Here is a 17885-nt window from a genome sequence, read left to right as displayed (position 1 = left end):
CTACCTCTCGCGGGCCTCCCTCAGGAACTCCCGCAGGATGCGCTCGCCCGCCAGGACGCCCCGCTCGGGCAGTGCCGTGATCCGGGGTGCCGTCCAGGCCGCGTCGGCGAGCTCGCCGTGGCCCGGGCGCCACCCCCGGTCGCCCGCCAGCAGCAGGTCGGCGTCGAGGAGCGAGTCGCCCGCCGTGAGCGTGAGGTCGGCGCCCGTGCGGCGGGCCACCTCGCGCACGGCCGCGCTCTTGGTCAGCGGCTTCGGCACGGCGTAGAGCTTGCGGCCCTGCACGGAGACCGTCCAGCCGCGGTTCTCCGCCCAGACCGCCAGCTCCTTCACCCACTCCTCGGGCAGCAGCTCGCGCTCCACCACGAGGTAGGCGAACAGGTCCTCGGCGATGCGCTGCTTGCGCAGCCAGAGCGGGTCGGAGCGGACCGCGAGGTGCGCCTGCACCTCCGCGAGCGGCGCGCACTCGTCGGCCAGCCGCGCGGTCACGGCCGTGTGCCAGTCGTGGTCGGACACGCCGTCGACCAGCAGATGGCCGCCGTTCGCGCAGATCGCGTACTTCGGCGCGGGACCCGGCAGGTTGATCCGCTGGTACTGCTTGCGCGTCCGGGTGGTCGTCGGCACGAACACCGCCGCGTCCCCCAGCTCGGTGAGCAGCCCCGCCGCCGTCTCCGTCAGGTACGACAGCGGCCGGCTCTCGTGCACCTCCACGCACAGCAGCCGGGGGGCCCGCGCGTCGGGCATGGTCAGCGCGAGGGCCGCCGCGGAGTAGATGAGCGTCCGGTCGAGATCGCTCGCCACCAGGACCGGCATCAGACCGCCACCGCCTTGCCGTCGGCGCCCGTCGCACCCCGCGTGTACCGCGGGTGGATCAGCCCCACACAGGTGTACGGCAGCTCCCCGACCTCCTCCACCGGTACCCCTCTCTGCCCGGCCAGCAGCCGGACGTGGTCCAGATCGGCGCCCGCCCCGGCCCGCGCCAGGATCTTCCACGGCACCCGGCGCAGCAGCACCCGGGTGGTCTCGCCGACGCCGGGCTTGACGAGGTTCACGTCATGGATGCCGTACTCCTCGCTGATGCGCTCCACTGCCGCCCAGCCTTCCCAGGTCGGCGTGCGGTCACTCGCGAGGAGCTCCTTCACCGCGACGTCCACCGCGTCCCCGACCTCGGGGAACCGGGCGGAGACCGCGTCCAGGAAGGCGTTCGAGACGTCCGCGCCGAGCAGCTCGCGGTAGAACTTCGCGCCGTGGAAGTCGTCCGGCCCGACCAGGTCGGCCCGCAGCACGGTCCGCGATATCAGGCCCGAGACCGTGGAGTTGAGGCAGGCGGAGGGGATGAGGAAGTCGTCGCGGGTGCCGTACGTGCGCACGCAGGATCCCGGGTCGGCCAGCACCGCGATCTCCGGGCTGAAGCCGGCCGCGCCGCCCGCGGCCTCGAACTCCTCGATCGCGGCGGCCAGTTCGCGGGTGATCGCGCCCTTGCCGGTCCAGCCGTCGACGAAGACCACGTCCCGCGGGTCGTGGTGGGCGGCCAGCCAGCGCAGCGCGTTGGCGTCGATGCCGCGGCCGCGCACGATGGAGACCGCGTAGTGCGGCAGGTCGAGTCCGTGGCGGTGGCGGGCCCAGCGGCGCATCAGCACGCCGACCGGGGTGCCGGCGCGGGCGAGGGAGACGAGGACCGGGCGGGGCACGGCGGTCTCCCCGTCGGCCGGGGGCCGGGAGCGGGGGAGCTCCGCGATCACGGTCTCGGTGACCACGCCGACCGCCTGCGCGATCCGCGCCGCGGACGTCTCGAGGGCCGCGTGGAACAGCTCCTGGTACTGCTCGCTGGGCTGGTACTCCACCGGCAGCGACTCCGCGTAGTGCGCGCCGCCGCTCTGGATGGCCTCCTCGCGCTCCTCGGTCGGCGCCTCCAGCGTCACCGCGGAGAGGTCCTGGAGCAGCCAGCCGACCTCGTCCGGCGCGTACGAGGAGAAGGCGGGACCACGGAGGGGCTCGGGCAGCATGGCGGTTCCTTCTCCAGGCAGGGCGTCGGCGTACAGCGGCTCGGGGACGTACGAGGGGACGACGGCGAGGACGACGTGCGGGGTGTGGGCGGCGAGCCGGGACAGCAGGCCCCCGGGGGCGTGCAGCTGCGGGGTGTCGGCGACGGAGTCGACGACGGCGACGACGGCGTCGAAACCGCCGCCGGCGACGTTGTAGGCGTAGCGCTCGCCGGGGCCGTCGGCCGGGTCGTCGTGCGCGGGGAAGACGATGCGGCTGCGGATCGCGTACCCGGGGTCGTCCACCGCGAGCACGGGGGAGCGGGTGGTCGTGGAGTAGCGCACCTCGGCGGCCACGGCCCGTTCCAGTTCCCGTGCCAGGCGCAACGGCGCGTACATCAGCTCCTCGAAGCCCAGCACCAGCACCCGCCGGGCGCCGTCGGGCAGCGCCCGCGCGAGCCGGGCGGCCATCGCGGGCAGCGCGGCCTCCAGCCGGGTCCGGTGCGCGGGGGTGAAGCCGTGGCGGCCGCCGTCGGGCAGTCCGCGCGGCCAGCCGAGGTCGACCCGGACGCACCGGCCGTACGGCTCGGCGTCCGCGTCCGCGTCCGCCGGGCTCTCGTGCCGGGCGACCAGTTCCTGCCCCTTGCGCAGGACGCCGTCGGGGAGGGTCACCGTGCCGGAGGCGGCCGCCACCAGGTCCACCCGGGCGCCGATCTCACGGGCGAACTCCCGCAGCCGGTCCGCGTCGGCCGGGGAGCGCATGTCGACCAGGGCGACGACGACGTACCGCCGCCGCGGGTAGCGCTCGTGCAGGTCGCGGATGGTGTTCAGGACGGTGTTGCCGGTGGAGAACTCGTCGTCGACCAGGACCAGCGGGCCGTCGCCCACCAGCAGCGCCGGGTCCTCCGGCAGGAGCAGGTGGGACGTGGCGTGCGAGTGGGACTCCTCGAAGCCGCCGGCCCGGGCGACCCCGGGCACCGGGCGGCGGGTGGAGTGCAGGCAGGGGGCCGTGCCGAGGCCGTCGGCGACGGAGTGGCCGAGGCCGGTGGCGGTCTCCGCGTACCCGAGGACGACCGCCCGGTCGGCCTCCTCGCCCAGCAGGTCGCGCACCCGGCGGCCCAGGGCGACGCCGTGGCCGTACACCACGGACGGCGACTGCGGGACGTGCTTGCCCAGCACGTTGGAGACGAGCAGGTGCGCCCGCCGGGGGTTGCGGCGCAGCGCCAGCCCCAGCAGCCCGGTCAGCTCCTCGTCGCCCGTGAGCCGGATGCCGAGCCGGTCGGCGACCCAGTTCCCGGACCAGACCCCGTTGTTCATTGCGTTGTTCATGCGTCCCTATGTCGTGAGGCGATGGCGTGGGGCGGGGCGTCAGGCGGGTTCGGCCGGGATGCCCGCGGCGAGCAGGTCGACGAAGCTGACGTCCTCGTGGGCGACGCCGAAGACCTCCGCCCGCAGCATGGTCCGCTCGGCCCAGGCCCGGTGCGGCTTCACCTCGTTCATCTTGTTCGTGTACGCCGACCTCAGCACTCCCCCGCCGCCCCGCTCCGGTCGCAGGATGTCCGCCGCGTCGCTGTACTCCTCGTGGCTGACGACGGACAGCGCGTGCACCGCCGGTACGTGCGAGGGGTGGATGCAGGTCTTGCCGAGCAGGCCGTTGGCGTGGTCGAGGGAGATCTCGCGCAGCAGCCCGTCCATCGCGTGCGCGATCAGCTTCTCACGCAGCTCCACGGCCTGTCCCTCCAGGAAGGGGCTGTGCCGCAGCATCGGCTTGAACATCCGCTCGGGGACCCGGAAGTACTCCCACACGGGCCCGGTCACCGTGAACCCGCTGCCGTCGGCCCGCCCGAGCATGTTGACCACGTCCGCGATCACGGAGGCGACGATCTGCACGTCGTAGGCGGTCATGTCGGGGGCCCGGCGCAGGCCGTACGTGGAGCAGAAGTCGGTCACGCCGAGGCGCAGCGCGAGGACCCGGCTGCGGTACTTGTCGACGGCGCGCGCGATGCCCTCCAGGGCGTCCACCCGCGTCTCCCGGTACATCAGTTCCGGGGTCTCCAGCACGGGCATGCCGAACAGCCGGCGTCCGCTCGACGTCTCGGCCCCGGTCAGCGCCTCCAGGAAGGGGATGCCGCGCTCCTCGGTGAACTTCGGGAACACGAAGCCGCTCAGCAGCCGCACGGCCGGTCCGAGGCGCCGGACCAGGTCGGGGATCTGCTCGGGCGTGCGCACCCGGATGAAGAGCAGCGGCAGCTGCACGTCGTCACGGGCGGCGAGGCCGGTGAACTGCCGGACCAGGTTCTCCTCGCCCCGCTCGACGTCCTCGTCGCCGATGGAGTCCTCCAGGCACAGCACCATCGACACGACGCCGCGCCCGGCCTGCTTGAGGACGTCCTCGGCGAGCCGGGGGCGGGTGGCCGGGCTGTAGAGCGTGGCGCCCAGCGCCGCGGCCAGCAGCCGGGCCGGGGAGTCGGCGTCGAAGACGCACGGCTCGCGGTGGAACAGGCGCTCCCGCACCTCAGGGGCGAGGTGCCCGAAATGACGCATATATCTCCCCCGTGGTGCAACGTAAGACTGTGGATTCGGTAAGCGGTGGCCGGTAATAGTACGTAGAGACCCGTGTCAGGGGTTCCCACTGGTCATGAACTCCAGGTAACGGGGACCGGCACAGCTGTGCCGGCCGCCGTGTACCCGATGTACCCCGCGTTGTCGTGAGCAGAACCGAGAAGGCAGGATGGCCGCATGACGCACGCGATGCTGAAGGGGTCGAACGTCCCGCTGGAGGCCACCACGGTGCGGGCCGTGCTGCGTTGGACACCCGGGCAGGGAGTGCCCGACGTCGACGCTTCGGCGCTGCTCCTCGGCCCCGACGGCCGTGTACGGTCCGACGAGGACTTCGTCTTCTACAACCAGCCGCGGCACCCGTCCGGGAAGGTCTGGCGGCTCGGCAAGAAGCGGGCCGGCGAGGACCTCACCGACACGATCCAGACAGAGCTGAGCGGTGTCGAGTCCGGCGTCGGCCGGATCCTCCTGGTCGCGTCGGCGGACGGCGTCGCCTTCGACCGCGTCCGTTCCCTCGGCATCCTGCTGTACGACGCGGCGGTCGCCGACGGCGCGCCCCTGGCGACCTTCGACATCCGTCCGGAGACGGGCGAGGAGACGGCGCTGATCTGCGGTGAGCTGTACCGCCGCGGGGACGGCTGGAAGTTCCGCGCCCTCGGCGAGGGCTACTCCAACGGCCTCAGGGGGCTGGCGACCGACTTCGGCATCTCGGTGGACGAGTCGGAGGAGGCGCAGTCCGCCGACCCCTCGCCCCGCCCGTCCCAGCCGCTCCCGCCGGAGCAGCCGACCACGGCCGTCCCCCAGCAGCCGCCCGCCTCCTACGGCTATCCGGCGAACCTCCCCACGCACGGCTACGGCTATCCGGACGCCGCCCAGCCCACGGCGGCCGTGGCGCGGGAGTTCCGGATGCCGCCGCAGGGGCCGCAGTTCATCGGCCGCCAGTGACCCGAGGGGCGGCGGGGCCCCGGAGGACGGCGCGGGTCTGCGCGGCCGGGGGACCCGCGGGCCCCCGGGGACGGGAGCGGTGCCGGTGCGGCTACCGGTCGGCCTTTTTGTACCCGCGCCCCCACTGGAGCCCCCACCCGTACAGCCGGTCCAGCTCCCCCTGGAAGCCGTACACGAACTTCACCTCGCGCCGCACCACCATCTCCCCCTTGACGTTCTCGATCATCACCACCGCGCACGAGCGGGCCTGCGGATGCCGTTCGTCCAGGCCTATCTCGATCCGCGGCCCGTTGCTCGGGTACAGCGTGACGATGGCGTGCGTGCGGTCGAACGCCGGTGTCTGGTCGTAGATGTAGACGAACACCAGCAGCCGCTTGATGGCGTCCCGGTGGTCGAGGTTGACGTACATCGTCTCGCCGGAGCCGGACCCGAACCGGTCGTCGCCGGTGAGCTTCACGTACGGCGGCGCGTTGACGTCGCCGAGGAATCCGCCCAGCGGCTGGACGACCCCCTTGGTGCCGTCCTCCAGTTCGTACAGGCAGCCGAGGTCGAGGTCGACGTTGACCATGCTCTGGCTGTGTCCCATGACCTCCGGCGGGCGCAGCGCCTTGAAGGGGTGGCGCAGCAGGCTCTCCCGCGGGGAGCCGCCGATGTCGGAGGTGCGCATGCGCCAGGTCAGGTTGATGCGCAGGTTGCCGGTGGCGGCGTCCTGCTTGGTGAGCGAGACCTGGCTGTGCCGTTTGGTCAGCTCGATCGCGTTGGTCGCGGCGCTGCCCGAGTCGAAGTCGGCTGCCCGACCGGGCCAGAGTCCGTCGAAGAAGCCCATTCCCGCCCCCTGTTGTGCTGTCGAAGACCGGCGGGGCGGCCCGAGGACACGTCCTCGACGGCCGCCCCGCACAGAGCGTTCCTCACCGGGAAGCTGATCACACCCCGGAAGTGACCTCGGTCTTCTCGTCCGAGCCGGTGTCGCCCCCGGCGGCCGCGAGGGCGCGGTTGCGGCGCACGGAGGACCAGAAGGACCAGGCGATCAGGACGACGCCGACCAGGCCGGTGATGATCTCGCTGATCTGGTACTGGATGGTGACCAGCAGAATCACCGCGAGGGCGCCGATGGCGTAGTGGGCGCCGTGTTCGAGGTAGACGTAGTCGTCGAGGGTGCCCTGGCGGACCAGGTAGACGGTGAGGGAGCGGACGTACATGGCGCCGATGCCCAGGCCGAGGGCCATCAGGACGATGTCGTTGGTGATGGCGAACGCGCCGATCACGCCGTCGAAGGAGAAGGAGGCGTCCAGGACCTCGAGGTAGAGGAACATGAAGAACGCGGCCTTGCCGGCCAGGAGGACCGCGGAGCGGGGCTTGCCGCTGCGCTCGGCCTCTTCCTCGGCCTCGTGCTCGCGTTCCTCCTCCTCTTCCAGCTTGTCCTCGAAGTAGCCGGAGAGGCCGCCGACGATCATGTAGGTGATCAGGCCGGCGATGCCGGAGATCAGGACGGTCTCGGCCTTGTCGGCGTGGGTGCCGCCGTGCTGGTGGGCGTGGGTGGCGAAGGTCATCGAGGAGACGAGCAGGACGATCAGTGCGATGCAGACCGACAGCATGTCGACCTTGCCGAGCTTGGCCAGCGGCCGCTCGAGCCAGGCCAGCCACTTGATGTCGCGGTCCTCGAAGATGAAGTCCAGGAAGATCATCAGCAGGAACATGCCACCGAACGCGGCGATCGACGGATGGGCGTCCGTGACCAGCTGCTGGTAGCGGTCCTTGTCGGTCAGGGCGAGGTCGACGGCCTCGATCGGGCCCATCGAGGCGCTGACCGCGACGATCACGACCGGGAAGACCAGCCGCATGCCGAACACGGCGATGAGCACGCCGATGGTGAGGAAGATCTTCTGCCAGAAGGCGTTCATCTTCTTCAGGATTCCGGCGTTGACCACCGCATTGTCGAAGGACAGCGAGATCTCCAGGACGGAAAGGATCGCCACGATACCGAAGGCGGTCCACCCCCCGTAGAAGACCGCCGCGACGAGGCCGAGCGCGGTGACCGCGAACGACCAGCCGAAGGTTTTCAGTACCACTGGCTACCCAATCCTGTCTGGGGGTCCCCCCAAGCGCAGCCCGGGGGAGGCTTTCCCTCGCGCTGTACTCGGCTTTACGAAACGTTGACTCCGAAGTCTAGAGCGATCCCGCGCAGCCCGGACGCGTACCCCTGTCCGACCGCACGGAATTTCCATTCGCCCTGGTAGCGGTAGAGCTCTCCGAAGATCATCGCCGTTTCGGTGGAGGCGTCCTCGCTCAGGTCGTACCGCGCGAGTTCCTGGCCGTCGGCCTGGTTGACGACGCGGATGAACGCGTTGCTGACCTGGCCGAAGGTCTGGCCGCGCTCGTCGGCCAGGTGGATCGAGACGGGGAAGACGATCTTGTCGCACTCGGCCGGCACCTTGGAGAGGTCGACCAGCAGCGACTCGTCGTCGCCGTCGCCCTCACCCGTGAGGTTGTCGCCGGTGTGCTCCACGGAGCCGTCGGGGCTCGTGAGCTGGTTGTAGAAGACGAACCACTCGTCGCCCAGAACCCTTCCGCCGGTGCACAGCAGCGCGCTGGCGTCGAGGTCGAAGGGGGCTCCGGTGGTGGAGCGCGCGTCCCAGCCGAGGCCGACCATCACCTGAGTGAGGTTCGGCGCGACCTTGGACAGGGAGACGTTTCCTCCCTTGGCGAGTGTGACGCCCATGATGCTGGTCCTCCCCGTAGGTCTTGCCTCTTCGGTTGTCCTGCGCGTCCGGCGCCGCCCGTAAACGGTGCGGCGCCGGACGATGAGCGGGCCGGCCCGGCTCAGACGTTGACGCCGAAGTCCTGCGCGATGCCACGCAGGCCCGAGGCGTACCCCTGGCCGATGGCGCGGAACTTCCACTCCGCGCCGTGCCGGTACAGCTCGCCGAAGACCATCGCGGTCTCCGTCGAGGCGTCCTCGGAGAGGTCGTAGCGCGCGATCTCCGCCTCTCCGGCCTGGTTGACGACGCGGATGAACGCGTTGCGCACCTGGCCGAAGGACTGCTGGCGGTTCTCGGCGTCGTAGATCGAGACCGGGAAGACGATCTTCTCGACCTCGGCCGGCACGGCCGCGAGGTTCACCTTGATCTGCTCGTCGTCGCCCTCGCCCTCACCGGTGATGTTGTCACCGGTGTGCTCGACGGAGCCGTCGGGGCTCTTGAGGTTGTTGAAGAAGACGAAGTTGGCGTCGCTGGCGACCTTGCCGGAGTTGTTCAGCAGCAGCGCGCTCGCGTCCAGGTCGAAGTCGGTGCCGGTCGTGGTGCGCACGTCCCACCCCAGACCGACGATGACCGCGGTCAGGCCCGGGGCCTCCTTGGTCAGCGATACGTTGCCGCCCTTGCTGAGGCTGACTCCCACGAGTCCTCCATTGGTGTCCAGGGGCGGGGAGCCCCGTCGTGCTTCGGATATCGGATCAACGAGTCGATCCTAGTGACGGGTTCCCGCCCCTCGCAGGCCCTGCAACCGAAGAATCACAGGGTGTCGGCCCCGGCCGGGATCAGAGGGTGTCGAGTGCCGCGACGTACTCGCCGAGGTCGCGCGCGTCGGGCAGCGCGTTGACGACGGTCCAGCGCACGACGCCCTCCTTGTCGATGACGAAGGTGCCGCGCACCGCGCACCCCTTGTCCTCGGCGAAGACGCCGTAGGCCCGGGAGACCTCGCCGTGCGGCCAGAAGTCGCTCAGCAGCGGGTACTCCAGCCCCTCCTGCTCGGCGAAGACGCGCAGGGTGTGGACGGAGTCGTTGGAGACGGCGAGCACCTGGGTCTCGCGGTCGGCGAACTTCGGCAGGTTGTCGCGCACCTCGCACAGCTCGCCGGTGCACACGCCGGTGAAGGCGAAGGGGTAGAAGAGCAGGACGACGTTCTTGCTGCCGTGGAAGTCGGACAGCTTCACGGTGGCGCCGTGGTTGTCCTTGAGTTCGAAGTCGGGGGCCTTGTCGCCGACCTGGATCGCCATCGTCGTGAACCCTTTCGCTGGGCTTTCGCCGGAACCGTTGCGCGCGTCCGGGGCGGAGGACCGCCCGGGCACGCCGGGAACCACCCTACGCAGCGGTCACGGCGCACTCGCGGACGGGCCGACGTGGCGTCGGCCCGTCCGCGGCGATGGGACCGGGGTTCTACCTCGACGAGGTCACTTCTTGGACTTGGCGGCCTTCGGCGTCACCAGCCGGCTGCCGCTCCAGTCCTTGCCCACGCTGACGCTCTTGCTGGCCGACAGACCCGCCGTCGTCGAGGCTTCGGAGATGTCACTCGGTTCCACGTACCCCGTCCGGCCGGTCTTCGGCGTGAGGAGGAGGATCGAGCCGCCTTCTTCGATGTACGTGGTGGCGTCCACCAGCGCATCCGTCAGGTCGCCGTCCTCGTCGCGGAACCACAGCACCACGGCGTCGGCCACGTCGTCGTAGTCCTCGTCCACCAGGTCGCTGCCGATGACTTCCTCGATGGACTCGCGGAGCTCCTGATCGACGTCGTCGTCGTAGCCGATCTCCTGGACCACCTGCTCGGGCTGGAACCCCAGCCTGACGGCAGGGCTCGTCCGCTCCTCCGCGTGGTCCGCGGTCGCGCTCACGGGTTGCCTCCTGATCATGTTTCGGGAATAACTCAGCCACGCGCGTGCGCGAAGCATTGGCCGTAGTCCACACGGGCGGGGCGGATCGCGCAAGTACCCGGCGGTTCAGACCGCCGAAACGGTGACGATCCGGGCCGTGTCGACGCAACTCCAGCCACACGATCGGGGCCATTGGTGACATACACCACACCTTTCTGCCCTGTTTGCACGATTGGGAACCGTCGGTGGGTACGAGATTCGAACAACTGCCGGTTACCTCTCGGTAGAGGTGACGATCGCGCCCGCGAGGTACACGATGGGGAACGGTGCAGGCAGACGGAGAACCCAACGGAAAGTAAGGGAACAGCGTGGCTTCCGCATCCGATCGCAACCCGATCATCATTGGCGGCCTTCCCAGTCAGGTTCCTGACTTCGACCCCGAGGAAACCCAGGAGTGGCTCGACTCCCTCGACGCCGCCATCGACGAGCGCGGCCGGGAGCGGGCCCGCTACCTCATGCTGCGCCTGATCGAGCGGGCCCGCGAGAAGCGCGTGGCCGTGCCCGAGATGCGCAGCACGGACTACGTCAACACGATCCCCACCAAGAGCGAGCCGTTCTTCCCCGGCAACGAGGAGATCGAGCGGAAGATCCTCAACGCCACCCGCTGGAACGCGGCCGTGATGGTCTCGCGCGCCCAGCGGCCGGGCGTCGGCGTGGGCGGCCACATCGCCACCTTCGCGTCCTCCGCGTCGCTGTACGACGTCGGCTTCAACCACTTCTTCCGCGGCAAGGACGAGGGCGACGGCGGCGACCAGGTCTTCTTCCAGGGCCACGCCTCGCCGGGCATCTACGCGCGCGCCTTCCTGCTCGACCGGCTCGGCGAGCAGAACCTGGACGCCTTCCGGCAGGAGCGGTCGAGGGCGCCCCACGGGCTGTCCTCGTACCCGCACCCGCGGCTGATGCCGGACTTCTGGGAGTTCCCGACCGTGTCGATGGGCCTCGGGCCGATCGGCGCGATCTACCAGGCGCGGATGAACCGCTACCTGCACGCGCGCGGGATCGCCGACACCTCCAAGTCACATGTGTGGGCGTTCCTCGGCGACGGCGAGATGGACGAGCCGGAGTCGCTCGGCCAGCTGACCATCGCCGCCCGCGAGGGCCTGGACAACCTCACCTTCGTCGTCAACTGCAACCTCCAGCGGCTCGACGGCCCGGTGCGCGGCAACGGCAAGGTCATCCAGGAGCTGGAGTCGGTCTTCCGGGGCGCCGGCTGGAACGTGATCAAGCTGATCTGGGACCGCACCTGGGACCCGCTGCTGGCCCAGGACCGCGACGGCATCCTGGTCAACAAGATGAACATCACGCCGGACGGCCAGTTCCAGACGTACGCCACGGAGACGGGCGCGTACATCCGCCGGCACTTCTTCGGGGACGACCACCGGCTGCGCGCGATGGTCGAGAACATGACCGACGACCAGATCCTGCACCTGGGCCGCGGCGGTCACGACCACCGCAAGATCTACGCCGCGTTCAAGGCGGCCGTGGAGCACACCGGCCAGCCGACGGTGATCCTGGCCAAGACGGTCAAGGGCTGGACGCTGGGCCCCAACTTCGAGGGCCGCAACGCCACGCACCAGATGAAGAAGCTGACGGTCGACGACCTGAAGCGCTTCCGCGACCGGCTGCACCTGCCGATCTCCGACCGGGAGCTGGAGAGCGGGCTCCCGCCCTACTACCACCCCGGGCGGGACTCCGAGGAGATCCAGTACATGCACGACCGGCGCAAGGGGCTCGGCGGGTACGTCCCGACCCGTGTCGTGCGCGCCCGGCCGCTGGCCCTGCCCGACGACAAGACGTACGCGACCGTGAAGAAGGGCTCCGGTCAGCAGTCGATCGCCACCACCATGGCGTTTGTCCGGCTGCTCAAGGACCTCATGCGGGACAAGGAGATCGGCAAGCGGTTCGTACTGATCGCGCCGGACGAGTACCGCACGTTCGGCATGGACTCCTTCTTCCCGAGTGCGAAGATCTACAACCCGCTGGGACAGCAGTACGAGTCCGTCGACCGCGAGCTGCTGCTCGCCTACAAGGAGTCGCCCACCGGACAGATGCTGCACGACGGGATCTCCGAGGCCGGCTGCACGGCCTCGCTGATCGCGGCCGGCTCGTCCTACGCCACGCACGGCGAGCCGCTGATCCCGGTGTACGTCTTCTACTCGATGTTCGGTTTCCAGCGCACCGGCGACCAGTTCTGGCAGATGGCCGACCAGCTGGCGCGCGGTTTCGTACTGGGCGCGACGGCCGGCCGCACGACGCTGACCGGGGAGGGCCTCCAGCACGCGGACGGCCACTCCCAGCTGCTCGCCTCCACCAACCCGGGCTGCGTCGCCTACGACCCGGCGTTCGGCTTCGAGATCGCCCACATCGTGCGGGACGGTCTGCGGCGGATGTACGGCGAGACGGCCGACGGCCGGCCCGGTGAGGACGTCTTCTACTACCTCACCGTCTACAACGAGCCCATCCAGCACCCGGCCGAGCCGGCGAACGTGGACGTCGAGGGCATCCTCAAGGGCGTGTACCGCTTCAGCGAGGGCACCTCGGGGGCGGTCCCGGCGCAGATCCTGGCCTCGGGCGTCGCGGTGCCGTGGGCGGTCGAGGCGCAGCGGATCCTCGCCGAGGAGTGGAACGTGCGGGCCGACGTCTGGTCGGCGACCTCCTGGAACGAGCTGCGGCGCGAGGCCGTGGCGTGCGAGGAGCACAACCTGCTGCACCCGGAGGAGGAGCAGCGGGTGCCGTACGTGACGCGCAAGCTGGCGGGGGCCGAGGGGCCGTTCGTCGCCGTCTCCGACTGGATGCGGTCGGTGCCGGACCAGATCGCGCGCTGGGTGCCGGGGCCGTACCAGTCGCTGGGTGCCGACGGCTTCGGGTTCGCGGACACCCGCGGCGCGGCGCGGCGGTACTTCCACATCGACGCGCAGTCGGTGGTGGTGGCGGTGCTGACCGAGCTGGCGAAGGAGGGCAAGGTCGACCGGTCGGCACTGAAGCAGGCCGTCGACCGGTACCAGCTGCTGGACGTCGCCGCGGCCGATCCCGGCGCGGCGGGCGGTGACGCGTAGCGGCCGGGAGCGGACGGGCCGAGGGGGGGGGGGGGGGGGGGGCCCCCCCCCCCCCCGCCGCGCCCCCCCCCCCCGCGGGCCCCCCCCCGGGGGGGGGGGGGGGGCCGGGGGGGGGGGGGGGCCGGGGGGGGGGGGGGGGGGGGGGGGGGGGCCCCCCCCCCACCCCTCGGCGGCTACGGCTCCCTGCGGGTGCCCTGGCGGCCTGCGATGCCTGCGGTGTCTGCGGGGCGGCGGGGCGGCGGGCGCGGCCCTGGCGAGCCGTCGACGAGGACCGGGGCGGTGTCCGCCGCGTTCTTTCGCCCCCGCACCGCCGGGTCACACGCCCCGCACCGCCCAGTGGGTCACAGCAGCCCGTTGCCCGGCCCGGCCGCTCCCGCGAGCCAGACGACCGCCAGGAGCGTGTCGATGGCGCCCAGGACGACGGCGACCAGGGCCGGTACCGGGCGGGGACCCGCCCAGGTGCGGCCCATGGCCAGCCAGCCGCAGAAGATCGCCGCCGGACCGAGCACGATCCCCAGCGTGAAGAAGCCGGCGACCGCGCAGACGAGGCCGATGATGCCGAGCGTGGCGCTGTCCGGCCCGGTCCGTGACCACGTCCGGCCACGTGAGCGGGGGTACCTGCGTGTGCCGCCACCAAAGCCCGTCATCGTCGACTCCCTCGCCGTCAAGGTTGCTTCGATGGTTCGGGTATCCCGTCCCGCCGGTCCCATACCCCCGTGGCCCGGGGCCGGCGGCGCGCTGTCCCCCTCCGGCAGCGCGCCGCAGCCCGGGCCGCCCTCCCCTCCGGAGGGCTTGACCCACTGTGACCTGCGACACGAGCCGGGGGCGAGGGACCTTTAGCGTTGTCACCCTGATAGGGGAACTTCCTTGAAGTTCCGTCAGATGTGGCCGACCCCCGCGCCCGCCTCCGCGTTCTCGCCGCGCTTGGTGAGCAGGGCGACGAACACCGCCACCACCGCGACGCCCGCCGCGACCAGGGACGCGAGGCTCATGCCGGAGATGAAGGTGTCGTGGGCGACGTCCGTGATCTTCGCGGCGATCGCGGCCGGGGTGCCCTGCGTGACCGGCGCGACACCGACCTGGACGGCCTCGGAGGCCTGGTCCAGCTGCTCGGGGGTGAGCTCGGGCAGGCCCGCGTCCTTCCAGTTGCCGGCCAGGTCGCCGTCGACCTTGGAGGCCATCACGGCGCCGAGGACGGCCGTACCGAGGCTGCCGCCGATCTGCATCGCGGCCTGCTGGAGACCGCCGGCCACGCCGGAGAGCTCCATCGGCGCGTTGCCGACGATGACCTCGGTGGCGCCGACCATCACCGGGGCGAGGCCGAGACCGAGGAGGGCGAACCAGACGGACATGATGCCGCTGCCGGTGTCCGTCTCCAGCGTGGACATGCCGAACATGGCGATCGCGACGCAGACCATGCCGCCGGCCAGCGGGACGCGCGGGCCCAGCTTGGTGATCATCGCGCCGGCGAGCGGCGAGCCGACGATCATCATGCCGGTGAGCGGGAGCAGGTGCAGGCCCGCGTCGATCGGGCTCATGCCGTGCACGTTCTGGAGGTAGAACGTCACGAAGAACAGGCCGCCCATGAAGGCGATGGCCATGAGGACCATCAGCACGACACCCGCGGACAGCGCGACGGAGCGGAAGAGCCCGAGCGGAACGAGCGGCTCGGCGACCCTCGTCTCCCAGAACGCGAAGACGGCGAAGAGGACCACGGAGCCCACCAGGAACGCCCAGGTCCGGCCGTCGCCCCAGCCCCACTCCGGTGCCTTGATGAGGGCCCAGACCAGGCAGAACATGGCCGCCGACAGCAGGGCGATGCCGAGCAGGTCGAAGGAGCGCGGGGCGTTCTCGGCGCGGTGGTCGAGCAGGATCAGCACGCCCAGGAGGAGGGCGACGGCGCCGACCGGGACGTTGATGAAGAACACCGACTGCCAGTTGACGTGCTCGACGAGGACGCCGCCGAGGATCGGGCCGCCGGCGGTGGAGGCGCCGATGACCATGCCCCAGATGCCGATGGCCATGTTGAGCTTCTCGGCCGGGAAGGTCGCGCGCAGCAGGCCCAGCGCGGCCGGCATCAGCAGCGCGCCGAAGAGGCCCTGGAAGACGCGGAAGGTGACGACCAGAGCGATGCTGTCGGAGAGGCCGATCGCGCCGGAGGCGGCGGCGAAGCCGACGACGCCGATGAGGAAGGTCTGGCGGTGTCCGAAGCGGTCACCGAGCTTGCCCGCGGTGATCAGGGAGACCGCGAGGGCGAGGAAGTACGCGTTGGTGATCCACTGCACCTCGGCGAAGGTGGCACCGAGATCGCTGGCGATCGCCGGGTTGGCGATGGCCACGATGGTGCCGTCGAGGGCCACCATCATGACCCCGAAGGCGACGGTGATGAGCGTGAACCACGGGTGGCCGCGCAGCCCGCCGGCCGGCTGCTGGTCCGCCGGAGTGAGGGGCGCCTCGCCCCCCGGGCCCGACGGGTCGACGGTGGTCTGACTAGTCATACGATCGAGGCTAGTGACAGTCACTGACAGTTGACAAACCAAATCACAAGTCGGTAACTGTCACGTCACCCGCCCCTCGCTCTCGCCGGCCGGACTGGACGGACTGGACGGACTGGACGGACTGGACGGACTGGACGGACGGGGGCGTACGGAAGGAAGACATGCTCGTGGTGGAGACGTCGGCGGCGATCGGCCTGCGCGAGCGGAAGAAGCGGCGCACCCATGACGCGCTGCTGCGGGCCGCCCTCGAACTGTTCACCACACAGGGGTACGAGCGGACCACCGTCGACGAGATCGCCGGCGCCGTCGACGTCTCGCAGCGCACCTTCTTCCGCTACTTCGCCGGCAAGGAGGAGGCCGCGCTCGCCCTCACCGAGATGACGGTGCGGCGCTTCGTGGAGGCGGTGCGCGCCCGCCCGCCCCACGAGCCCCCGATGGAGGCGCTGCGCCAGGCCGTGCTGAACGGCTGGTACTCGATCCACGAGGTCATCGAGTCCGTCGCGTCCGTCGAGCTGTACCTGCGCATGTACCGGGTGATCGAGTCGACCCCGGTCCTGCTCGCCGCCCATCTGCGGCGCTCGGCGGAGACCGAGGAGGCGATCGCGCGGGTGCTCGCCGAGCGGGAGGGGCTCGACGTGGACGCCGACCCGCGGCCGCGGGTGGCGGTGGCCGTCTTCGGCGGGGTGATGCGGGTGACGGAGCGGCAGTGGAGCCTGGGCGAGGACTTCAGCGTGGACGGCATCCGCGCGCTGACCGCGCGGTACCTCGACCAGGTGGGGCCGGCCCTGCTGGGCAGCTGGCGCACGGCGTGAACGGCGGCGGTCCGCAGGCCCTGGGAGACGGCGGTCCGCAGGCCGCGGGAGACGGCGTCCGCAGGCCCTGGGAAGGGTCATGACCCTCGCCACACCTGTCGAAACGTGATCCCTGTCACTGAGGCCTCCCGAGACCTTCCCGTTCTCCTAGTGTGTCCTTTCAGTGACTTCCTTCGACACCTCCCCGCAGCTGAACCTGTGGCGCGCGCTCCTCGCGCTGGCCGTGGTGTTCCTGATGCTGGCGACGACCGGCTGGACCGCCGTGCGGCAGAGCCGGGAGACCGGCGCCCTGCGCGCCTCGCTCTCGGCGTGGGAGGACGGCCGGATCGGCGGACGGCGGCTGCCGGACCCGCACACCGCGCCCGACCGGCTCGCCCGGTTCTTCGCCTCGCTCACCGCACCGCAGCGGACCGCGCTCGCCCGCCGCTACCCGCTCGCGGTCGGCAACATGAACGGCGCCCCCGTCGAGCTGCGCTACCGCGCCAACCGCATCGCACTGCGCGAACAGGCGCGGATCGAGCGCGCCCGGGTGCACGACAGCCGGCTCTCGCCCGCCGGACAGCACGAGGCCGGCCGGCGCCTGCACCGCTTCGAGGCGATGAGCGGCACCGACCGCAAGATCCTCGCCTTCGACCCGGAGGGGGCCGGCCGGGCCGCCGAGGTCTTCGGCGACCTCGGCCGGGCCGAGCGGATCTCCGTCGTCGTCCCCGGCGTCGACACCGCGCTGCTCACCTTCCAGCGCACCTACCGCCGGTACTCCGCGCCCGTCGGCATGGCCCAGGCCCTGTACCGCGCCGAGCACGCGGTGAGCCCCGCGACGCGGACGGCCGTGATCGCCTGGGCCGACTACACCTCCCCCGCCGGCCTCGGCATCGACTCGGCCACCGCCATGCGGGCCGAGTACGGCGCCGTACGGCTCGGCGCGCTGCTGCGCGCGCTGCCCGGCGGCGCGCCCGTCTCGCTGTTCTGCCACAGCTACGGCTCGGTGGTGTGCGGGGTCGCCGCGCCCGCGCTGCCGCGGCGGGTGACGGACATAGCGGTGGCCGGCAGCCCCGGCATGCGGGTGGAGACGGCCGCCCAGCTGCGCACCTCCGCCCGGGTGTGGGCGATGCGGGACGCCGACGACTGGGTGCGGGACGTGCCCTACCTGGAGCTCGGCGGCCTCGGGCACGGCGCGGACCCGGTGTCGGCCGCGTTCGGCGCGCGGGTGCTGTCGGCGCGGAACGCCGAGGGGCACGGCGGCTACTTCGAGCCCGGCACGGACAGCCTGCGCAACTTCGCCGGCATCGGCACCGGCGCGTACCTTTCGGTGCGCTGCGCCGGCGGGGACGACGCCTGCCGGGCCGGTTTGTCCGGCACGACGGCGGGCGGACGCGCGTAGAGGCGCAGGA

The 17885-nt window shown here is 71.3% G+C and carries 15 protein-coding genes; 4 read left to right on the top strand and 11 right to left on the bottom strand.

The window, feature by feature from the left end; translation table 11 throughout:
- From ACZ3KJ_RS03300 to ACZ3KJ_RS03290, 3 genes are read right to left on the bottom strand one after another with little or no spacing between them, the layout of a single operon-like run.
- Nucleotides 1–810 carry an HAD family hydrolase gene (locus tag ACZ3KJ_RS03300; RefSeq protein WP_467524166.1) on the bottom strand — a complete coding sequence of 270 codons (810 nt, stop codon included), beginning with the start codon at nt 808–810 and terminating at the stop codon, nt 1–3.
- Nucleotides 810–3308, bottom strand: coding sequence for a phosphoribosyltransferase (locus ACZ3KJ_RS03295; RefSeq protein ID WP_467524164.1), 2499 nt, complete (start codon nt 3306–3308; stop codon nt 810–812). The genes ACZ3KJ_RS03300 and ACZ3KJ_RS03295 overlap by 1 nt, the downstream gene beginning before the upstream one ends.
- 39 nt (nt 3309–3347) lie before the next feature.
- A complete protein-coding gene (locus tag ACZ3KJ_RS03290; protein ID WP_467524163.1) occupies nt 3348–4523 on the bottom strand; it encodes an HpcH/HpaI aldolase/citrate lyase family protein in 1176 nt (391 codons plus the stop codon).
- Nucleotides 4524–4718: 195 nt separating this feature from the next.
- On the opposite strand from ACZ3KJ_RS03290, the gene ACZ3KJ_RS03285 reads away from it, so the two are divergent.
- Nucleotides 4719–5483 carry a TerD family protein gene (locus tag ACZ3KJ_RS03285; protein WP_467524162.1) on the top strand — a complete coding sequence of 255 codons (765 nt, stop codon included), beginning with the start codon at nt 4719–4721 and terminating at the stop codon, nt 5481–5483.
- A 91-nt stretch (nt 5484–5574) separates the two neighbouring features.
- Here the strand turns inward: ACZ3KJ_RS03285 and ACZ3KJ_RS03280 are convergent, their stop codons facing one another.
- The 6 genes from ACZ3KJ_RS03280 to ACZ3KJ_RS03255 all read right to left on the bottom strand — a co-directional run bounded on the left by ACZ3KJ_RS03280 (nt 5575) and on the right by ACZ3KJ_RS03255 (nt 10089).
- Nucleotides 5575–6309, bottom strand: a complete 735-nt coding sequence (locus ACZ3KJ_RS03280; RefSeq protein WP_467524160.1) for a TerD family protein — start codon at nt 6307–6309, stop codon at nt 5575–5577.
- 97 nt (nt 6310–6406) lie between these two features.
- Nucleotides 6407–7552: a DUF475 domain-containing protein gene (locus ACZ3KJ_RS03275; protein ID WP_467524158.1), complete on the bottom strand. Its 1146-nt coding sequence runs from the start codon at nt 7550–7552 to the stop codon at nt 6407–6409.
- Nucleotides 7553–7626: 74 nt separating this feature from the next.
- A complete protein-coding gene (locus ACZ3KJ_RS03270) occupies nt 7627–8202 on the bottom strand; it encodes a TerD family protein (RefSeq protein WP_467524156.1) in 576 nt (191 codons plus the stop codon).
- Nucleotides 8203–8303: 101 nt separating this feature from the next.
- Nucleotides 8304–8879 carry a calcium homeostasis/redox stress adaptation protein gene (locus ACZ3KJ_RS03265; RefSeq protein ID WP_389324771.1) on the bottom strand — a complete coding sequence of 192 codons (576 nt, stop codon included), beginning with the start codon at nt 8877–8879 and terminating at the stop codon, nt 8304–8306.
- Nucleotides 8880–9018: 139 nt separating this feature from the next.
- A complete protein-coding gene (locus tag ACZ3KJ_RS03260) occupies nt 9019–9477 on the bottom strand; it encodes a peroxiredoxin (protein ID WP_389511924.1) in 459 nt (152 codons plus the stop codon).
- 174 nt (nt 9478–9651) lie between these two features.
- On the bottom strand, nt 9652–10089 hold the full coding sequence (locus ACZ3KJ_RS03255; protein WP_266396452.1) for a DUF3052 domain-containing protein: 438 nt from the start codon (nt 10087–10089) through the stop codon (nt 9652–9654).
- Between the two features lie 347 nt (nt 10090–10436).
- Here ACZ3KJ_RS03255 and aceE point away from each other — a divergent pair, with 347 nt between their 5' ends.
- Complete coding sequence (aceE, locus tag ACZ3KJ_RS03250) at nt 10437–13184, top strand: pyruvate dehydrogenase (acetyl-transferring), homodimeric type (protein WP_467524154.1); 2748 nt, start codon at nt 10437–10439, stop codon at nt 13182–13184.
- Nucleotides 13185–13525: 341 nt separating this feature from the next.
- Here the strand turns inward: aceE and ACZ3KJ_RS03245 are convergent, their stop codons facing one another.
- Nucleotides 13526–13831, bottom strand: a complete 306-nt coding sequence (locus ACZ3KJ_RS03245; RefSeq protein ID WP_467524152.1) for a small hydrophobic protein — start codon at nt 13829–13831, stop codon at nt 13526–13528.
- A gap of 231 nt (nt 13832–14062) precedes the next feature.
- Nucleotides 14063–15682 (bottom strand): MFS transporter, encoded by a 1620-nt coding sequence (locus ACZ3KJ_RS03240; RefSeq protein WP_467524150.1) that lies wholly within the window; start codon nt 15680–15682, stop codon nt 14063–14065.
- A gap of 167 nt (nt 15683–15849) precedes the next feature.
- Between ACZ3KJ_RS03240 and ACZ3KJ_RS03235 the strand changes: the two genes are divergently transcribed.
- Together ACZ3KJ_RS03235 and ACZ3KJ_RS03230 are read left to right on the top strand one after the other, a co-directional pair.
- On the top strand, nt 15850–16494 hold the full coding sequence (locus tag ACZ3KJ_RS03235) for a TetR family transcriptional regulator (protein ID WP_467524149.1): 645 nt from the start codon (nt 15850–15852) through the stop codon (nt 16492–16494).
- Nucleotides 16495–16657: 163 nt separating this feature from the next.
- Nucleotides 16658–17875: an alpha/beta hydrolase gene (locus tag ACZ3KJ_RS03230; protein WP_467524148.1), complete on the top strand. Its 1218-nt coding sequence runs from the start codon at nt 16658–16660 to the stop codon at nt 17873–17875.
- Nucleotides 17876–17885 lie beyond the last annotated feature (10 nt).

The organism is Streptomyces sp. NPDC003248, from assembly GCF_055563235.1.
Note: the sequence above shows the minus strand (reverse complement) of the source record. Positions and strands in the feature narration are given on the sequence as shown.